This window comes from Streptomyces sp. NPDC018031 (assembly GCF_044327625.1).
In the GTDB taxonomy this organism is placed as follows: domain Bacteria; phylum Actinomycetota; class Actinomycetes; order Streptomycetales; family Streptomycetaceae; genus Streptomyces.
This window is the reverse complement of record NZ_JBIRFT010000005.1, coordinates 159,268-177,225: the sequence shown is the minus strand read 5'-3', so window position 1 is coordinate 177,225 and position 17,958 is coordinate 159,268. Positions and strand designations below refer to the sequence as shown.

Below are 17,958 nucleotides of genomic sequence, written 5' to 3'. Positions count from 1 at the left end.
GGCTGCCCTGGCCGCCCCGGTCCTCGCGTGGCGCCCCGCAGCCCTGGCCGGCCCGGTCCTCGCCCGGCGCCGGCCGGCCCGGGCGGGGCCCCGGCTCTCGCCTGGCGCCCCGTAGCCCGGCCCGGCCCGGGCGCCGGGCCCGCCGCCGCGAGTGGCTCGCCGTGGCCCCGGGTCCGTGCGCGCCTGGCGCGCGCGGACCCGGGCGCGCCGGGCTCACGCCTTCTCGATCTCCCAGAACCGGAAGACGGTGGAGGCGTCCAGGGTCCACTGCAGGCCGGAGATCCCGGAGCGGGCCACCGCGTACTGCTTCCCCTGCCACAGCGGCAGCATCGGGATCTGCTCGGCGACGAGGTCCTGGATGCGGTCGAAATCCTTGACCGTGGACTGCCGGCTGGGCTCCGCCGCGGTGGCCGGGATCAGCTGCTCGGTCAGGGTCCGCGAGGTGAAGTGGTTGGACAGCACGTTCCCCTTGCCGAAGAAGGGGCTGACGAAGTTGTCGGGGTCCGGGTAGTCGGGCACCCAGCCCTTCACGTAGACGCCGTACTCCCCGGCGGCGACGCCCTTCTCGTATGCGTCCAGCTCCACGCTGCGCACCCGCGCGTCGAACAGACCGCTGGCGTTCAGCTGCTCGGCGATCTTCCGCAGGCCGGGGACGGTGCCCGGGCCGTAGCGGGTGGGCGTGCCCCACAGGGTCAGCTCGACCTTGTCGGTGATGCCGGCGTCGCGCAGCGCCGTCTGCGCCCGGTCGCGCCGCGGCTGGTCGCCGTAGGCGTCGTAGAAGGCGGTGTTGTGGCCGGTGATACCGGCCGGGACGATCGAGTACAGCGGTTCGGCGGTGCGCTTGTACACGTCGCGGACCAGCGCGTCCCGGTCGATGACCTGGGCGATCGCCTTGCGGACCGCGAGCTTGCCGGCGACCGGGTCCTTCATGTTGAAGACCAGGTGCTGGACCTCGGCGCCGGTGCCCTGGACGACCTGGAGCTCGTCGTCGCCGGTGCCGGTGGTCTCCTCCAGGCCGGCGATGTCCTGCATCGTCAGTCCGCGGTAGGCCACGTCGATCTCGCCGCCGCGCACCGCGTCCTTCAGCGCGCGCTGGTCGCCGCGGAAGAAGCGCAGCGACACCCCGGAGTTCTGGGCCTGGGCCGGGCCCCGGTAGTCCGGGTTGACGGAGAAGTCGGCCCGGTTCTTGTCGAAGGAGTCCAGGGTGTAGACACCGGAGCCGACCGCCTCGTGGTCGGTGCGGAGCCGGTCGGCGGGGTAGGACCGGTGGTCCACGATGGAACCCGCGCCGGAGGCGATCTTCTGCGGGAAGGTGGCGTCGGGCGAGCTGAGGTGGAAGACCACGGTCCGCGCGTCGGGGGTGGTGACCTTGTCGAGCCCGGCGAACATCACCGCGGGACCCGCCGGGTCGTCGATCCGCCGGGTGCGGTCGAAGGAGAACTTGACGTCCTTGGAGGTCAGCGGGTTCCCGTTGGAGAAGGTGAGGCCGTCGCGCAGGGTGCACCGGTACACCAGGCCGCCGCCGTCGGCGAAGCCGCACTTCTCGGCCGCCTCCGGGCGCGGGCTGGTGGCGCCCTTGGGGAAGCTGAGCAGCGACTGGTAGACGTTGTTGAACAGCAGCCAGGAGCCGGGGTCGTAGCCGGCGGCCGGGTCGGTGGCGAGGACGTCGTCCGACATCCCCATGACCACCTTCGATCCGGAGTCGCCGGCTCCCGCCGTCTCTTCGCCGCAGCCGGTGAGCAGGGCCGCGGCGATCCCCGCGGCCAGCGGCCCGGCCAGCCATCGGTTGGATATGGTCACGCGTGTTTTCCTCACAGTTCGGTCCTGGTTGTTCGACCCCCGTGGGAAACGTCAGTCCTTCACACCCCGGCCCAGCTCCCAGAGCTGCAGCATCGCCGAGGAGTCGAGCGCGTACTCGGTCCCGGTGACGTCGTCACGGGACACCACGTACTGCTTCCCCTGCCACAGCGGCAGCACCGGCACGTCTTCGGCCACCAGGTCCTGGATGCGCTGGAAGTCCGGCACGGTCCGGGTGCGCTCGGCCTGCTGGCGGGTGCTGGGCAGCAGCTCCTGCTCGATGGTGCTGTTGCGGTAGGGGGAGTTGAGGAAGTTGTCCTTGCCGATGAACGGGGCGATGTAGTTGTCCGGGTCGGGGAAGTCCAGGAACCAGCCCATGCCGTAGACGGCGTACTCGCCGTCCGCGGCGGCGGGCCGGAACTCGGTCCACTTGACCCCCTCGGTCTTCACCGAGAACAGGCCGCTGGCGTTCAGCTGGTCCCGGAGCTTGGCGAACTCCTTGGCCGTCGCCGGGCCGTAGTGGTCCGTGGTGTAGGTGAGGGTCAGCTTCACCGGGGTCTGGATGCCGGCCCTGCGCAGCACCTGGCGGGCGCCGGAGACCGAGGGCTCGCCGTAGGCGTTGTGGAAGGAGTTGGTGTGCGCGACGATGCCGGTAGGGACCAGGGAGTAGAGGGGGTCGCCGGTCCGCTTGTAGACGTCGCGGACCAGTGCCTGGCGGTCCACGATGCGGGCCATCGCCTGCCGGACGGCCTTGTCCTTCACCGCCGGGGCCTCGGTGTTGAAGGCGAGGTACCGGATGGCCTGCCCGGGGGACTCGGTGACCCGCACCCCGTCGACCTCGCCGGCCTCCAGCCGCTCGATCTGCTCGGCGGAGAACTCCCGGTTGGCGACGTCGACCGACCCGTCGGCGAGGGCCTTCTCCAGCTCCGCGGAGTCGTCGAAGAAGCGGATCTCGACCTTGTCGCTCCGCGGCTCCAGCTCGCCCTGGTAGTCGTCGTTCTTCTCGAAGACCGCCTTGGTCAGGCGGTCGTCCTTCACCTCGGTCCGCACGGTGTACGGGCCGGAGCCGTTGACGTCGAAGCCCTTGCGCAGCGCGGCGCGGTCGTAGACCTCGCTGTCGACGATGGCCGCGGCCGGGGTGGCGAGCTTGGAGGGGAAGGTGGCGTCGGGCGCGGAGAGATGTATGACGACCTCCCGCTCACTGGGCGTCTCCACCTTGTCGATGCTCGCCAGCAGTGAGGTGGGGCCGCTCTCGTGGTCGATGCCGCGCACCCGGTCCAGGGAGAACTTCACGTCCGCGGCGGTCAGCTCGTGGCCGTCGGCGAACTTCAGGCCGGGGCGCAGGGTGCACCGGTACTGCTCGCTCTGGTTGTCCTGGAAGCCGCACCGTTCGGCGGCGTCCGGCACCGGCTGGCTGCCCGACCGCGGGAACCGCATGAGGGTCTGGAAGGAGTTGTGCATCACGGCCCAGGACGCGGCGTCGTACGCCTGCGCGGGGTCCAGCGGCGCGGGCGCGTCCGCGGTGGCCTCGATCCGATCGGTGCTCCCGACCACGATGGTGCCGTCGCCCGAGCCTGAATCGTCCGCCCCGCCGCAGGCGGTGAGGGCGGAGGTCAGCAGGCCCGCCAGGGCCGGCAGCACCAACGTCTTGCGGTTCATTGTCGGGAGTCTCCCTGCGGTTGTTCCACGTGCTCGCGACGAGATTAGTCGGCGGCCCCCGGCATGCTGGAACACGGCGAAGTCGAGGCATTATCACGGCGCGATAACGTCCACCCGGCGACCGATATCCGGACGCCGGGGCGTAATGCGCGAGCCGCTATCAACCAGGACACATGGGGGCGCGCAAATCACTCCAGAGCGGATACGCAGCATGTGGGCGTCACCTTGTCGACGCCGGAACGGGTGAGAAAGCTCACTTGATCGACACCGTAAATGATCACCGGAATAGCGCCGGTGTAAGTGCCGGAGTATTCATCCGGCAAAATGCGGCGGCACCCTCAGTGCCCGGCCAGTTCATTTGCCGTGATCAGTCGGCGGAGAAATCGCACGTCGACTTCTTCCAGGGAACCGACGATCGTCCGGCCCGCGGCGGCCTCGATGGGCACCACCGAGGGCACCGCCAGCACCGGGCAGCCCGCGGCCTCCGCGGCCGTCACTCCGGTCATGGTGTCCTCGATGACCACACAGCGGGTGGGGTCGGCGCCCAGCCCGGCGGCGGCCGCCAGGTACGGGTCCGGGTGCGGCTTGGTCCGTTCGATCTCGTCACCGGCGACCGTCAGGTGGAAGTGCTCGGGACCCAGGCTCTGCAGGACGCGGTCGATGACCCGGCGGTGGGAGGCGGAGACCAGGGCGGTCGGCACCCCGTGCGCGGCCAGTTCGGTGAGCAGCCGGCGGGCGCCCGGCAGCAGCGGCACCGTGCCCCCGATCAGCTCGGTGAACCGGCTGTTGAGCTGCAGGCTCAGCTCGGCGAGGGCGATGTCGGCGCCGGTGACCTCGATGAGGTAGGAGGCGCTGCGGCTCATGGGCCCGCCGACCACCACCGCGCGGTGGGCCTCGTCGAGCACGAACCCCATCTCGCGGAAGATGGCGACCTCGGCGTCCCACCAGATGCCCTCGGTGTCCACCAGGGTGCCGTCCATGTCGAGGAGCACGGCTTCGAGGGCGGGGGCGTCCGCCGGCCGGGGCTCGGGGACGGGGCCGTCGGTGACGGTGGTCATCCATGCACCTCCGTGAAGGGACGTGAAGGCCGGCCGCTCCCGTCTGCACGGGCACGACCGGCCTTTCCGGACCGTCAAGTCTACGTCGGGTGCGCGCCGACCGCCCGCTGTTTTCCGGAGCGTGACCGGGGCCCTTCACGGAGCGTGAGCGGGAGTGCGGCCGGGCGGTGCGGTGCCGCGTCCCGGGGGAAGCGGTACACCCCGCCGGCGGGCGGCCCGGCGCGCGGGCGCGGGCCGCCGGACGGGGTCAGCGGGCGTTGAAGTACTTCGCCTCCGGGTGGTGGATGACGATCGCGTCGGTCGACTGCTCGGGGTGGAGCTGGAACTCCTCGGACAGCCGGACCCCGATCCGCTCCGGCTCCAGCAGGTCGGCGATCTTGGCCCGGTCCTCCAGGTCGGGGCAGGCCCCGTAGCCCAGGGAGAAGCGGGCACCGCGGTACTTGAGGTCGAACATGTCGGTCACGTCCGCCGGGTCCTCGGCGGCGAAGCCCAGCTCCGCGCGGACCCGGGCGTGCCAGTACTCGGCGAGCGCCTCGGCGAGCTGCACCGACAGCCCGTGCAGTTCCAGGTAGTCGCGGTAGGAGTCGGCGGCGAACAGCTCGGCGGTGGCCTCGCCGATCCGCGACCCGACGGTCACCACCTGGAGGCCGACGACATCGGTCTCGCCGGAGTCCTCGGGCCGGAAGAAGTCCGCCAGGCAGAGCCGGCGGCCGCGTCGCTGGCGGGGGAAGGTGAACCGGGTCCGCTCGCTGCCGTCCTCGCTCAGCAGCACCAGGTCGTCGCCCTTGGAGACGCACCGGAAGTAGCCGTAGACCACGGCCGCCTCCAGCAGGTTCTCGGTGTGCAGCTTGTCCAGCCAGCCGCGCAGCCGCGGCCGGCCCTCGGTCTCCACCAGCTCCTCGTAGCTGGGGCCCTCGCCGGTGCGCGCCTGCTTCAGCCCCCACTGGCCCTTGAACAGCGCCCCCTCGTCCAGCCAGGAGGCGTAGTCGGCCTGCTGGATGCCCTTGACGACCCGGGTGCCCCAGAACGGCGGGGTGGGCACCGGGTTGTCGGTGGCCACGTCGGAGCGGACCTGCCCCTGCTCGGGCTCGGGTTCGGTGACCTCCGCGGTGGCCCGGCGGGCGACCCGGCGCTGCTTGAGTTCGGGCAGCGTGGCGCCGGGGACCCCGCGCTTGACCGCGATCAGGGCGTCCATCAGCCGCAGTCCCTCGAAGGCGTCCCGCGCGTAGCGGACTTCGCCCTCGTAGATCTCGTGCAGGTCCTGCTCGACGTAGGCGCGGGTGAGGGCGGCACCGCCGAGGATGACGGGGTAGTCCGCGGCCATCTTGCGCTGGTTGAGCTCCTCCAGGTTCTCCTTCATGATCACCGTGGACTTCACCAGCAGCCCGGACATCCCGATGACGTCGGCCCGGTGCTCCTCGGCGGCCTCCAGGATCGCGGCGACCGGCTGCTTGATGCCGAGGTTGACCACGTTGTAGCCGTTGTTGGAGAGGATGATGTCCACCAGGTTCTTCCCGATGTCGTGGACGTCACCGCGGACGGTGGCCAGCACGATGGTGCCCTTGCCCTCCGCGTCGGACTTCTCCATGTGCGGTTCCAGGTAGGCCACCGCGGCCTTCATCACCTCGGCGGACTGGAGCACGAACGGCAGCTGCATCTGCCCGGAGCCGAACAGCTCGCCGACGACCTTCATGCCGTCCAGCAGGGTCTCGTTGACGATGTCCAGGGCCGGGCGCTCGGCGAGGGCGGCGTCGAGGTCGGCCTCCAGCCCGTTGCGCTCGCCGTCGATGATCCGCCGCTTGAGCCGCTCCTCCAGCGGCAGCGCCAGCAGCTCCTCCGCCTTGGACGCCTTCATCGACTTGGTGTTGACGCCCTCGAAGAGCGCCATCAGCTTCTGCAGCGGGTCGTAGCCCTCGGAGCGACGGTCGTAGATCAGGTCGAGCGCGGTGTCGACCTGCTCGTCGTCGAAACGGGCGATCGGCAGGATCTTGGAGGCGTGCACGATCGCCGAGTCGAGTCCGGCCTTGACGCACTCGTCGAGGAAGACGGAGTTGAGCAGGATGCGGGCGGCGGGGTTGAGGCCGAAGGAGATGTTGGACAGGCCCAGGGTCGTCTGGACGTCCGGGTGGCGGCGCTTGAGCTCACGGATGGCCTCGATGGTGGCGACGCCGTCCTTGCGGGACTCCTCCTGCCCGGTGCAGATGGTGAAGGTGAGGGTGTCGATGAGGATGTCCGACTCGAGGATGCCCCAGTTGCCCGTCAGGTCGTCGATGATCCGCTCGGCGATGGCGACCTTGTTCTCGACGGTGCGGGCCTGGCCCTCCTCGTCGATGGTGAGCGCGATCAGCGCGGCGCCGTGCTCCTGGGCCAGTCGGGTGACCTTGGCGAAGCGGGACTCGGGCCCGTCGCCGTCCTCGTAGTTGACCGAGTTGATCACGGCCCGGCCGCCGAGCTTCTCCAGCCCGGCGCGGAGCACGTCGACCTCGGTGGAGTCCAGCACGATGGGGAGGGTGGAGGCGGTGGCGAACCGCCCGGCCAGTTCCTCCATGTCGGCCACGCCGTCCCGGCCGACGTAGTCCACGCACAGGTCGAGCATGTGCGCGCCCTCGCGGATCTGGTCGCGGGCCATCTCCACGCAGTCGTCCCAGCGGCCTTCCAGCATCGCCTCGCGGAACTTCTTGGAGCCGTTGGCGTTGGTCCGCTCACCGATCGCCAGGTAGGCGGTGTCCTGGCGGAACGGCACGGCCTGGTAGAGGGAGGCGGCGGCGGGCTCGGGGCGCGGGTCGCGCCGGGTGGGGGTGAGGTCGCGGACCCGCTCCACGACCTGCCGCAGGTGTTCCGGGGTGGTGCCGCAGCAGCCGCCCACCAGGGACAGGCCGTACTCGCGGACGAAGGTCTCCTGGGCGTCCGCCAGCTCCGGGGCGGTCAGCGGGTAGTGGGCGCCGTCCTTGCCCAGCACCGGCAGGCCCGCGTTGGGCATGCAGGACAGCGGGATCCGGGAGTGGCGGGCCAGGTAGCGCAGGTGCTCGCTCATCTCGGCCGGGCCGGTGGCGCAGTTCAGGCCGATCATGTCGATGCCCAGCGGCTCCAGGGCGGTGAGCGCCGCGCCGATCTCCGAGCCGAGCAGCATGGTGCCGGTGGTCTCCACGGTCACCGAACAGATCACCGGCAGCGCGAGGCCCGAGGTCTCCAGGGCGCGGCGGGCGCCGAGGATCGCGGCCTTGGTCTGCAGCAGGTCCTGGGTGGTCTCCACCAGCAGGGCGTCCGCGCCTCCCGCGATCAGGCCCTCGGCGTTCGCCTGGTAGGCGTCGCGCAGCGTGGTGTAGGGGGCGTGGCCCAGGGTCGGGAGCTTGGTCCCGGGGCCCATGGAGCCCAGCACCCAGCGCTGGAGCCCGTCCCGGGAGAACTCGTCCGCCGTCTCCCGGGCGATGCGGGCGCCGGACTCCGACAGCTCGAAGACCCGGTCGGCGATGTCGTACTCGCCCAGGGCCGCGTGGTTGGCGCCGAAGGTGTTGGTCTCGACGCAGTCCACGCCGGCCTCGAAGTACGCCTGGTGCACCGAGCGCACGATGTCGGGCCGGGTCACGTTGAGGATCTCGTTGCAGCCTTCGAGCTGCTCGAAGTCGTCCAGCGAAGGGTCCTGCGCCTGGAGCATCGTGCCCATCGCTCCGTCGGCCACCACCACTCGGGAGGCGAGCGCCTCGCGCAGTGCGTCGATGCGCTGGGCGGCTGTGGACGATGGCGTGTACGAGGCCATGGAAATGCTCCCTGGGGTGCGACGGCTGTCGGCTTTGCGTCCTCGTGGGAGGCCGCACCCGGCCAGCGTAGCCTCCGCGGCGCTCGGAGGGGCGGGGAGTTCCACCTGCCGGGACGGGCGGGGCGGGAGCGGCGGGCAGGAGAGGATGATCCTTTACCGCCGCTCCCGGTACCACCAGGTCGGCATCGACCGATAGTGTTCAGCATTGTCGAACCCGCACCTTGGGGAGGAACGCGATGGCACGGAACATCCAGTCGCTGGAGCGAGCGGCCGCCATGCTGCGCCTGCTCGCGGGCGGCGAGCGGCGGCTGGGCCTGTCCGACATCGCGTCCGCCCTGGGGCTCGCCAAGGGCACCGCGCACGGCATCCTGCGCACCCTCCAGCAGGAGGGTTTCGTCGAGCAGGACCCCGCCTCCGGCCGCTACCAGCTGGGCGCCGAGCTGCTCCGGCTCGGCAACAGCTACCTGGACGTGCACGAACTGCGGGCCCGGGCCCTGGTCTGGGCGGACGACCTGGCCCGCTCCAGCGGGGAGAGCGTGTACCTCGGGGTGCTGCACCAGCAGGGCGTCCTCATCGTCCACCACGTCTTCCGTCCGGACGACAGCCGCCAGGTGCTGGAGGTCGGCGCCATGCAGCCGCTGCACAGCACCGCACTGGGGAAGGTGCTGTCGGCGTACGACCCGGTGGCGCACAGCGAGGCGGCCGAGGGCGAGCGGAAGTCCTTCACCGCCCGCACGGTGACCGGGCCGGCGGAGTTCGAGGAGGTCCTGGACCTGACCCGGGCCCGCGGCTGGGCGGCGGACGTGGAGGAGACCTGGGAAGGGGTGGCCTCGGTCGCCGCCCCCATCCACGACCGGCGCCGGATGCCGGTGGGCGCGGTGGGCGTCACCGGCGCGGTGGAGCGGGTGTGCGCCGCGGGCGAGCTGCGCCAGGACCTGGTGGCGGCGGTGCGGGACTGCGCCCGTGCGGTCTCCCGCGACCTGGGCGCCAGCCGCTTCTGAGACACCCGCCGGCCGGCCACCGGGCGCCGCCCCGGTGGCCTTCGTCTGTGCGTCCGCGCAGTTCATCACGGTTGGGTTACCAGCCGGTTTTTCCGTTCACGCGACCCTTGACGCCCCCTTCACGGTGCAGAAAACTGCCGTTCATCGGTCGGCATTGTCGAACACCTGACGACAATATTCGCTATGGTGGACTCGCCGCGGGCCGACCAACGCCCTCACCGTGAGGGCAACGGACCACCGGAGGGACCCGGGGGTTCGCCTTCCCCTGGACGAAGGACAAAGGAGTCGCGGGTGTCCAGCCTCGACATCTTCACCGGCGAGACCATCGGTACCGCCGTTCTCATCCTGCTCGGCGGCGGCGTGTGCGCCGCCGTCACGCTCAAGAGCTCCAAGGCCCGTAACGCCGGATGGCTGGCCATCACCTTCGGGTGGGGCTTCGCCGTTCTCACCGGCGCCTACATATCGGCCCCCCTCTCCGGCGCGCACCTCAACCCTGCCGTGACTCTCGGCCTGGCGATAGAGGGCGGCACCGAGTGGGGCGACGTGCCCCTCTACTTCGCCTCCCAGATGCTCGGCGCGGTCATCGGCGCCGGACTGGTCTGGGTGACCTACATGGGCCAGTTCACCGCCCACCTCACCGACCCTGAGATCGTCGGTGACAAGAAGGGCCACGAGGGCATGGTCGACAAGGCCGCCGCCCCGGACGCCGGCCCGGTGCTCGGTGTCTTCTCCACCGGTCCGGAGATCCGGAACACCGTGCAGAACATGCTCACCGAGATCATCGCGACCGCGGTGCTGGTGCTCGCGATCCTCACCCAGGGGCTCAACGGCGACGGCAACGGCCTGGGCATCCTCGGCGTGCTGGTCACCTCGTTCGTGGTGGTGGGCCTGGGCCTCTCGCTCGGCGGCCCCACCGGCTACGCCATCAACCCGGCCCGCGACCTGGGCCCGCGCATCGCGCACTTCTTCCTGCCGCTGCCCAACAAGGGCGGCTCGGACTGGGGCTACGCCTGGATTCCGGTCGCCGGTCCGCTGATCGGCGCCGCCCTCGCGGGCGGTCTCTACAAGATCGCTTTTGTCTAGCCTCCAGCTTCCGAACCGCACGCAGACTTCGCAGGAGACCACCACATGACCGAGACCCACACCACCGGCAGCCACGGACACGGCCCGTTCATCGCGGCCATCGACCAGGGCACCACCTCCAGCCGCTGCATCGTCTTCGACCGCGACGGGCGCATCGTCTCCGTCGACCAGAAGGAGCACGAGCAGATCTTCCCGAAGCCGGGCTGGGTGGAGCACAACGCCACCGAGATCTGGCAGAACGTCCAGGAGGTGGTGGCCGGCGCCATCACCAAGGCCGGCATCACCTCCGCCGACGTCAAGGCGATCGGCATCACCAACCAGCGCGAGACCACCCTGCTGTGGGACAAGGCGACCGGTGAGCCGGTGCACAACGCCATCGTCTGGCAGGACACCCGCACCGACGCCCTCTGCAAGGAGCTGGGCCGCAACGTCGGCCAGGACCGGTTCCGCCGCGAGACCGGCCTGCCGCTGGCCTCCTACTTCTCCGGCCCCAAGGTCCGCTGGCTGCTGGACAACGTCGAGGGCCTGCGGGAGCGCGCGGAGCGCGGCGAGATCCTCTTCGGCACCATGGACTCCTGGGTCATCTGGAACCTCACCGGCGGTGTCGACGGCGGCCGTCACGTCACCGACGTCACCAACGCCTCCCGCACCCTGCTGATGAACCTGCACACCATGGAGTGGGACGACAAGATCCTGACCTCCATGGAGGTCCCGGCGGCCGTGCTGCCGGAGATCCGGTCCTCCGCCGAGGTGTACGGGGCCGTCAAGGGCGGCGTGCTGGACGGCGTTCCGGTCGCCTCCGCGCTCGGCGACCAGCAGGCGGCCCTGTTCGGCCAGACCTGCTTCTCCGAGGGTGAGGCGAAGTCCACCTACGGCACCGGCACCTTCATGCTGATGAACACCGGTGAGAAGATCATCAACTCCTACAGCGGTCTGCTGACGACCGTCGGGTACCGGATCGGCGACCAGAAGCCGGTCTACGCCCTGGAGGGCTCGATCGCCGTCACCGGCTCCCTGGTGCAGTGGATGCGCGACCAGATGGGCCTGATCAACTCCGCGGCCGAGATCGAGACGCTGGCGTCCTCCGTCGAGGACAACGGCGGCGCCTACTTCGTGCCCGCCTTCTCCGGCCTGTTCGCCCCGTACTGGCGCTCCGACGCCCGCGGGGTGATCGCCGGCCTGACCCGGTACGTCACCAAGGCGCACATCGCCCGTGCCGTGCTGGAGGCCACCGCCTGGCAGACCCGCGAGATCACCGACGCCATGACCAAGGACTCCGGCGTCGAGCTGACCGCGCTGAAGGTCGACGGCGGAATGACCTCCAACAACCTGCTGATGCAGACGCTCTCCGACTTCCTGGACGCGCCGGTGGTGCGCCCGATGGTGGCCGAGACGACCTGCCTCGGCGCCGCCTACGCCGCCGGTCTCGCCGTCGGCTTCTGGCCGGACACCGACGCGCTGCGCGCCAACTGGCGCCGCGCCGCCGAGTGGACCCCCCGTATGGAAGCGGACGTTCGCGACCGCGAGTACAAGAACTGGCTCAAGGCCGTGGAGCGGACCATGGGCTGGATCGAGGACGAGGAGTAATCATATGACCACCCTGCAGAGCGCCCCGGCCCTCGGGGCGCACCCGGCTGCCGGTTCGAACCCGAGCCGCGCCGAAACCCGGGAACAGCTGTCCAAGGCTTCGTACGACCTCCTGGTGATCGGCGGCGGCATCCTGGGCATCACCACTGCCTGGCACGCCGCGCAGTCCGGACTGCGGGTGGCCATGGTGGACGCCGGCGACTTCGCCGGCGCCACCTCCTCCGCTTCCTCCAAGCTGCTCCACGGCGGCCTGCGTTACCTCCAGACCGGCGCGGTGAAGCTGGTCGCGGAGAACCACTTCGAGCGGCGCGCGGTCTCCCGCAGCGTCGCCCCGCACCTGGCGAACCCGCTCACCTTCTACCTGCCGGTCTACAAGGGCGGCCCGCACGGTGCGGCCAAGCTGGGCGCGGGCGTCTTCGCCTACTCCGCGCTCTCCGCCTTCCGCGACGGCGTCGGCCACGTCATCTCCGCGGAGAAGGCCGCGCGGGACGTCCCGGAGCTGCGCACCGAGGGGCTGAAGGCGGTCGCGGTCTACGGCGACGGCCAGATGAACGACAGCCGGATGGCCCTGATGACCGTCCGCGCGGCCGCCGAGGCGGGCGCCACCGTCCTCAACCACGCGGAGGTCGTGGGGCTGCGCTTCACCGACGGCCGGGTGACGGGTGCGGAGCTGAAGGACCGCACCGACGGCACCGAGTTCGGCGTCAACGCCCGCCTGGTGCTCAACGCCACCGGTCCGTGGGTGGACCACCTGCGGAAGATGGAGGACCCGAACGCGGCCCCCTCCATCCGGCTGTCCAAGGGCGCGCACCTGGTGCTCAAGCGCACCGCGCCCTGGAAGGCGGCCCTGGCCACCCCGATCGACAAGTACCGCATCACCTTCGCCCTCCCGTGGGAGGACATGCTGCTGCTCGGTACCACCGACGAGGAGTTCGAGGGCGACCCCGCGGACTGCCGGGTCAACGACAAGGACATAACCCAGATCCTGGACGAGGCCGCGTTCTCCATCCGGGACCAGCAGCTCTCCCGCGACCTGATCACCTACTCCTTCGCCGGTCTGCGGGTGCTGCCGGGCGGGCCCGGCGACACCGCCAAGGCCAAGCGGGAGACCGTGGTCACCGAGGGCAGGGGCGGGATGCTGTCCATCGCGGGCGGCAAGTGGACGACGTTCCGGCACATCGGCCGTACCGTCATGAACAAGCTCGCCGCGCTGCCGGGCCACCCGCTCACCGACGACATGGAGCCGGTCTCCCAGCTGCCCAAGCACGTGCCGCTGCCGGGCCTGGCCAACCCGCACGCGGTCGAGCACCGGCTGCTGGTGGACGGCGGCACGCCCGGCCCCCGGATGGCCGCCGACACCGCGCGCCACCTGGCGACCCACTACGGCTCGCTCTCCTTCGACATCGCCCGGCTGGCCAACGAGGACCCGGCGCTCGCCGAGCGCATCCACCCCGACGCCCCGGAGATCTGGGCACAGGTGGTCTACGCCCGGGACCTGGAGTGGGCGCAGACGGCGGACGACGTGCTGCGCCGCCGGACCACGCTGACCATCCGCGGCCTGGACACCGACGAGGTGCGGGCCAAGGTCCAGGACCTGCTGGACCGCCGCGCCTGATCGCGCCACGGCCGGCGCCCGGGGCGCCGGCCGGCACGGGGGGAGGGGCTCCGCCGGGCCCCTCCCCCCGTCGGCTTCCTCCGCACCGGCCCGCACCGGCACCCCTCGCGACCCGGCCCGCCCGCACCGTGCCGCGCCGGCCCACGGCGACCCACACCGGCCCACACCGGCCCGGCACCTTCCGCGACCCGCCCCGTGCCCGCCCGCACCGTCCCGGGCCGATCCGCCGGCCCGCACCGGCACCCCCGCGACCCGCCCGGCGCCCGCCCCGCCGCACCACCCCCGGCCACGACGCGGCGGTGCAGCGGAACTCCACAGCGACTCGCGTCCCGGCTGGAAGAGTGGGCGCGGGTGCGCGTCCGGTGCGCCGCGCGCCCGCACCCCACTGGCCTGACGCCGCGGCAGCGGCGGGATGCGAGGAGCCCGTATGGATGTGCACACCTCCCTCACTGCGGCGGTCGGCAACACCCCGCTGGTCCGCCTCAACCGGGTGACCGCCGGCCTCGGCACCCCGGTGTACGCGAAGCTCGAGTACGCCGGGCCCGGCGGCAGTGTGAAGGACCGCGCCGCGCTGTCCATGGTGGAGGCGGCCGAGGAGGCGGGGCTGCTGCGGCCCGGCGGCACCATCGTCGAGGGCACCTCGGGCAACACCGGGGTGGGGCTGGCCATGGTGGCGGCGCAGCGCGGCTACCGGTGCGTGTTCACCCTGCCGGACAAGACCAGCGCCGAGAAGATCGCGGTACTGCGGGCGTACGGCGCCGAGGTGGTGGTCTGCCCCAGCGGCCTGCCGCGGGAGGACCCGCGCCATGTGTTCAACGCCGCGAAGCGGATCGCGGCCGACACCCCCGGCGCCTGGCACTCCAACCAGTACGACAACCCCGCCAACCCGGCCGCGCACTTCCGCACCACCGGCCCGGAGATCTGGCGGCAGACGGACGGCCGGGTCACCCACCTGGTGGCCGGGGTCGGCACCGGCGGCACCGTCACCGGGACCGGCGAGTACCTCAAGCAGGCCAGCGGCGGCCGGGTGACGGTGGTGGGGGCCGACCCGGAGGCGTCGGTGTACTCCGGTGGCGACGGGCGCCCGTACTTCGTGGAGAGCATCGGGCTGGTCCGGCACGCCGAGACGGTGGAGAACCCCTGGCCGGAGTCCTACCGCCCGGCGGTGGTGGACCGGTTCGAGCGGATCGGGGACCGGGAGTCGCTGCACACCGCGCGCCGGCTGGCCCGCGAGGAGGGGCTGCTGGCGGGCGGTTCGGCGGGCACGGCGGTGGCCGCCGCGCTCCGGGTCGCCGCCGGGCTGGGCCCGGAGGACCTGGTGGTCGTGGTGGTGCCGGACTCGGGCCGCAACTACCTGTCCAAGGTCCACGACGACGGCTGGCTGCGGCGCTGGGGCTTCCTCGACGGGGACGGCACCCACCCGGTGGTGGGCGACGCCCGGTCGGTGCCGCCGGTGCCCGGGCTGCGGGCCTCGGACACCGTCAAGCAGGCCCTCGCCACGCTCGACGAACCCGCGCCGGGCCGCCCGGCGGAGGCGGACCACCCGGTGCTGGTGTCGGCGGCCGGAGCGCGGGCGGACGGGGTGATGACGGCGTCGGAGGTGCTGGGCTCGGTCACCGCCCGCGGACTGCGCACCGCGCTCGATTCCGGTGCCGCGCGGTCCGACGACCCGGTGCGCTCCCTCCTCGCCCCGCCGCCGCCCGCGTTCGGCGTGGGGGAACCGGCGGCCCAGGCGCTGGCGGCGCTGGAGGAGAAGGCCGCGGACATCGCCGTGGTGGTCCTCGACGGCCGGGTGCACGCGCTGGTCCGCCGCGCCGCGCTGGCCGCCGCCGTCCGCGGGGCGAGGGCCGGGCAGGCGGCCGGGGACGCGGTGCCGCGTCAGCCGGAGGGGCGGCCGGGCGGGGTACCCGCGCAGGACGCGCACGGCGGGTGAGGCCGGGCCCGGCCGGCTCCCGGCCGGCCGGCGGCGCGCTGCGTGCGGTTCCCGTGACGTCTCCCGGGTTCGCCGCCCGGGTCCCGCACCCGCGCGTACCGCACCCGCGGCCGGCGGCTGAGCTTCGCGGACCGCACCCCGGGCGGTCCGGCCACGGGTTACGGTGCTCAGTGGCCATGGCCATGCAACGTCGCGCGGCCGTGACCTCGCCCTGGTCGGGGGAATCACCGGTCCGCGGTTCCCGGCCCCAGTCGCCGAGCCCTTGAGGAGTGCGTCGTGACCCTGCTGACCACGTGGCCGGAAGCCGGCCCCGACACCGGCGTGCGCCGCGCCACCGCCCCCGTGCCGACCGGCACCGGGCCGGCCGGGCTCCGCCTCCCCCGGGCGGACTGCCGGATCGGCGGCCCCACCGGCAGTGGCATCGCCGGGCGGTCCCCCGGCCTCGACGGGCCGGCGGCCGGGCGGGCAGCCGCGTGACGGCCTCCTTCACGGCGCGCTCGGTCGTCCTCGACATCGAAGGCACCATCAGCGCCACCGGTTTCGTCGTGTCCGAGCTCTATCCGTACTCGCGGGCGCGGTTCGGTTCCCTGCTGACCGACCGCGCCGCCGAACCCGAGGTGAGCCGGGCGGTGCGGCAGATACGCGAGCTGATCGGCGAGCCGGACGCGGACTCCGCGCTGCTGGAACGGACGCTGTGCCGCTGGCTCGACGAGGACCGCAAGGCCGCCCCGCTGAAGACCCTGCAGGGGATCATCTGGTCCGAGGGGTTCGCCCGCGGTGATCTCGTCTCGGACTTCTATCCGGACGTGATCCCGGCCCTGCGCCGCTGGCACGCCGCCGGGATCCGGCTGATCAGCTACTCGTCCGGATCGGTGGCCGCCCAGCTCGCGTGGTACCGCTCCACCCCCGACGGCGATCTGCTGCCGCTGCTCGACGGGCTGTACGACACCGAGAACGCCGGGCCCAAGCAGTCCCCCGGCTCCTACCGGGCCATCGCCGCGGATCTGGCGGCCGCCCCCGGCAGCCTGCTGTACCTCTCCGACCGCCGCGCCGAACTGGACGCGGCCCGGGCGGCCGGGTGGTCCACCCTCGGCGTGCGGCGGCCGGGCGAGCGGTACTACGGGGAAGGCGTCGGCGACCACCCGGAGACCGCGTCGTTCGACCGGATCGGCATCGGACGCGGCAGGGCCTGACCGGGCCCCGGGCCCGGCGGAGGCGGGTGCCGTACCGGCAGCCGGGACCGGCGGGTTCGCCTCCTCCGGCCGGACGCGCCACTCCGCCGGCCACGTCTCCGTCGCGCCGGGCCGCGGCCGCGACCCGCTGCGGGCGGCGGTCACCGCACCGGGGTGGCCTCCCGGCCCGTCGCCGGCGGCCGGCCCGCCCGGGCCCCCGACGGACCGGCCGGCGGCCACCCGCCCGGTCAGCCCTCCCCCACCCGCACGAGCATCTTGCCGGTGTTCTCACCGCGCAGCATGCCGAGGAAGGCGTCCACCACGTGGTCGAATCCCTCGACCACGGTCTCGTCCGGGACGACCCGGCCGTCCCGCAGCGCGGGCGCCAGGAAGTCCTCCAGTTCCTGCTGCAGGTGGCCGTACTCGTGGACCAGGAAGCCCTCCAGCCGGATGCTCTTGCCCACGATGTCGTAGAGGTTGCGGGGCGCGGCCGGCGGTTCGCCGCCGTTGTACTGGGCCACCGCGCCGCACCAGGCGATGCGTCCGTGGTCGCGCAGCACCTCGATCGCCCCGGCCAGGTGGTCGCCGCCGACGTTGTCGAGGAAGACGTCGATCCCGTCCGGCGCCGCGCGGCGCAACTGGTCGCCGACCGGGCCGTCGTGGTAGTCGAAGGCCGCGTCGAAGCCGAGGTCGTCCACCAGGTGCCGGACCTTCGCCGCGGACCCGGCGCTGCCGATGACCCGCCCCGCGCCCAGCAGCCGGGCGATCTGCCCCGCGGCGGAGCCGACGCCGCCGGCCGCCGCGGAGATGAACACCGACTCCCCCGGCCGCAGCTGGGCGATCTTCACCAGGCCCACGTAGGCGCTCAGTCCGGTGCCGCCCAGCACGCTCAGCCAGGCGCTGAGCGGGACGCCCGGCAGCGGCTTCAGCACCCGGCTCTCCTCCGGGCGGACCAGGGCGTGGGTACGCCAGCCGTGCCGGTGGAAGACGATCGCGCCGACCGGCAGCCGGGGGTCCCGGGAGGTCACCACCCGCCCGATCGCCCGGCCCTCCAGGGGGGTGTGCAACTCCCACTCGGCGTCCATGGATTCGCGGTGGTAGGGGTCGACGGAGAGGTAGAGGTTCTCGACCAGGGCGGTGCCCGGCCCGGGTGCGGGCAGCGGGCCGGCCACGAAGGCGAAGTCGGCGGCGGTGGGGAAGCCCTGGGGTCTGCTGATCTGGTGCACGGCGCGTGCGGTGGTGGACATGACGCTCACGCTAGGGGCCGGGACGGCGGCCGGGCAGACCCGATCGCTG

The 17,958-nt window shown here is 72.4% G+C and carries 12 protein-coding genes; 7 read left to right on the top strand and 5 right to left on the bottom strand.

The window, feature by feature from the left end:
- Window positions 1–213 precede the first annotated feature (213 nt).
- The 4 genes from ACH4B3_RS15370 to metH form a co-directional block, all read right to left on the bottom strand.
- A complete protein-coding gene (locus ACH4B3_RS15370) occupies window positions 214–1,800 on the bottom strand; it encodes an ABC transporter substrate-binding protein (protein WP_398463322.1) in 1,587 nt (528 codons plus the stop codon).
- Window positions 1,801–1,851: 51 nt separating this feature from the next.
- Window positions 1,852–3,456 (bottom strand): ABC transporter substrate-binding protein, encoded by a 1,605-nt coding sequence (locus ACH4B3_RS15365; protein ID WP_398463321.1) that lies wholly within the window; start codon window positions 3,454–3,456, stop codon window positions 1,852–1,854.
- Window positions 3,457–3,794: 338 nt separating this feature from the next.
- Window positions 3,795–4,514: an HAD family hydrolase gene (locus ACH4B3_RS15360; RefSeq protein WP_398463320.1), complete on the bottom strand. Its 720-nt coding sequence runs from the start codon at window positions 4,512–4,514 to the stop codon at window positions 3,795–3,797.
- A gap of 247 nt (window positions 4,515–4,761) precedes the next feature.
- Entirely contained in the window at window positions 4,762–8,271 is a 3,510-nt protein-coding gene (metH, locus tag ACH4B3_RS15355; RefSeq protein WP_398463319.1) for a methionine synthase, read from the bottom strand.
- Between the two features lie 236 nt (window positions 8,272–8,507).
- Between metH and ACH4B3_RS15350 the strand changes: the two genes are divergently transcribed.
- From ACH4B3_RS15350 to mtnC, 7 genes are all read left to right on the top strand, one after another.
- Window positions 8,508–9,272 carry an IclR family transcriptional regulator gene (locus tag ACH4B3_RS15350; protein ID WP_398463318.1) on the top strand — a complete coding sequence of 255 codons (765 nt, stop codon included), beginning with the start codon at window positions 8,508–8,510 and terminating at the stop codon, window positions 9,270–9,272.
- A gap of 291 nt (window positions 9,273–9,563) precedes the next feature.
- Complete coding sequence (locus ACH4B3_RS15345) at window positions 9,564–10,355, top strand: MIP/aquaporin family protein (protein WP_398463317.1); 792 nt, start codon at window positions 9,564–9,566, stop codon at window positions 10,353–10,355.
- Window positions 10,356–10,400: 45 nt separating this feature from the next.
- A complete protein-coding gene (gene glpK / locus ACH4B3_RS15340; protein WP_398463316.1) occupies window positions 10,401–11,942 on the top strand; it encodes a glycerol kinase GlpK in 1,542 nt (513 codons plus the stop codon).
- 4 nt (window positions 11,943–11,946) lie between these two features.
- Window positions 11,947–13,557 carry an FAD-dependent oxidoreductase gene (locus ACH4B3_RS15335; RefSeq protein ID WP_398463315.1) on the top strand — a complete coding sequence of 537 codons (1,611 nt, stop codon included), beginning with the start codon at window positions 11,947–11,949 and terminating at the stop codon, window positions 13,555–13,557.
- A gap of 427 nt (window positions 13,558–13,984) precedes the next feature.
- Window positions 13,985–15,490: a PLP-dependent cysteine synthase family protein gene (locus ACH4B3_RS15330; RefSeq protein ID WP_398463314.1), complete on the top strand. Its 1,506-nt coding sequence runs from the start codon at window positions 13,985–13,987 to the stop codon at window positions 15,488–15,490.
- A 276-nt stretch (window positions 15,491–15,766) separates the two neighbouring features.
- Window positions 15,767–15,967 (top strand): hypothetical protein, encoded by a 201-nt coding sequence (locus tag ACH4B3_RS15325; protein ID WP_398463313.1) that lies wholly within the window; start codon window positions 15,767–15,769, stop codon window positions 15,965–15,967.
- Window positions 15,964–16,683: an acireductone synthase gene (gene mtnC, locus ACH4B3_RS15320; protein ID WP_398463312.1), complete on the top strand. Its 720-nt coding sequence runs from the start codon at window positions 15,964–15,966 to the stop codon at window positions 16,681–16,683. The genes ACH4B3_RS15325 and mtnC overlap by 4 nt, the downstream gene beginning before the upstream one ends.
- 227 nt (window positions 16,684–16,910) lie before the next feature.
- Here mtnC and ACH4B3_RS15315 read toward each other — a convergent pair whose 3' ends face one another.
- Entirely contained in the window at window positions 16,911–17,909 is a 999-nt protein-coding gene (locus ACH4B3_RS15315) for an NADP-dependent oxidoreductase (RefSeq protein ID WP_398463311.1), read from the bottom strand.
- Between the last annotated feature and the right edge of the window lie 49 nt (window positions 17,910–17,958).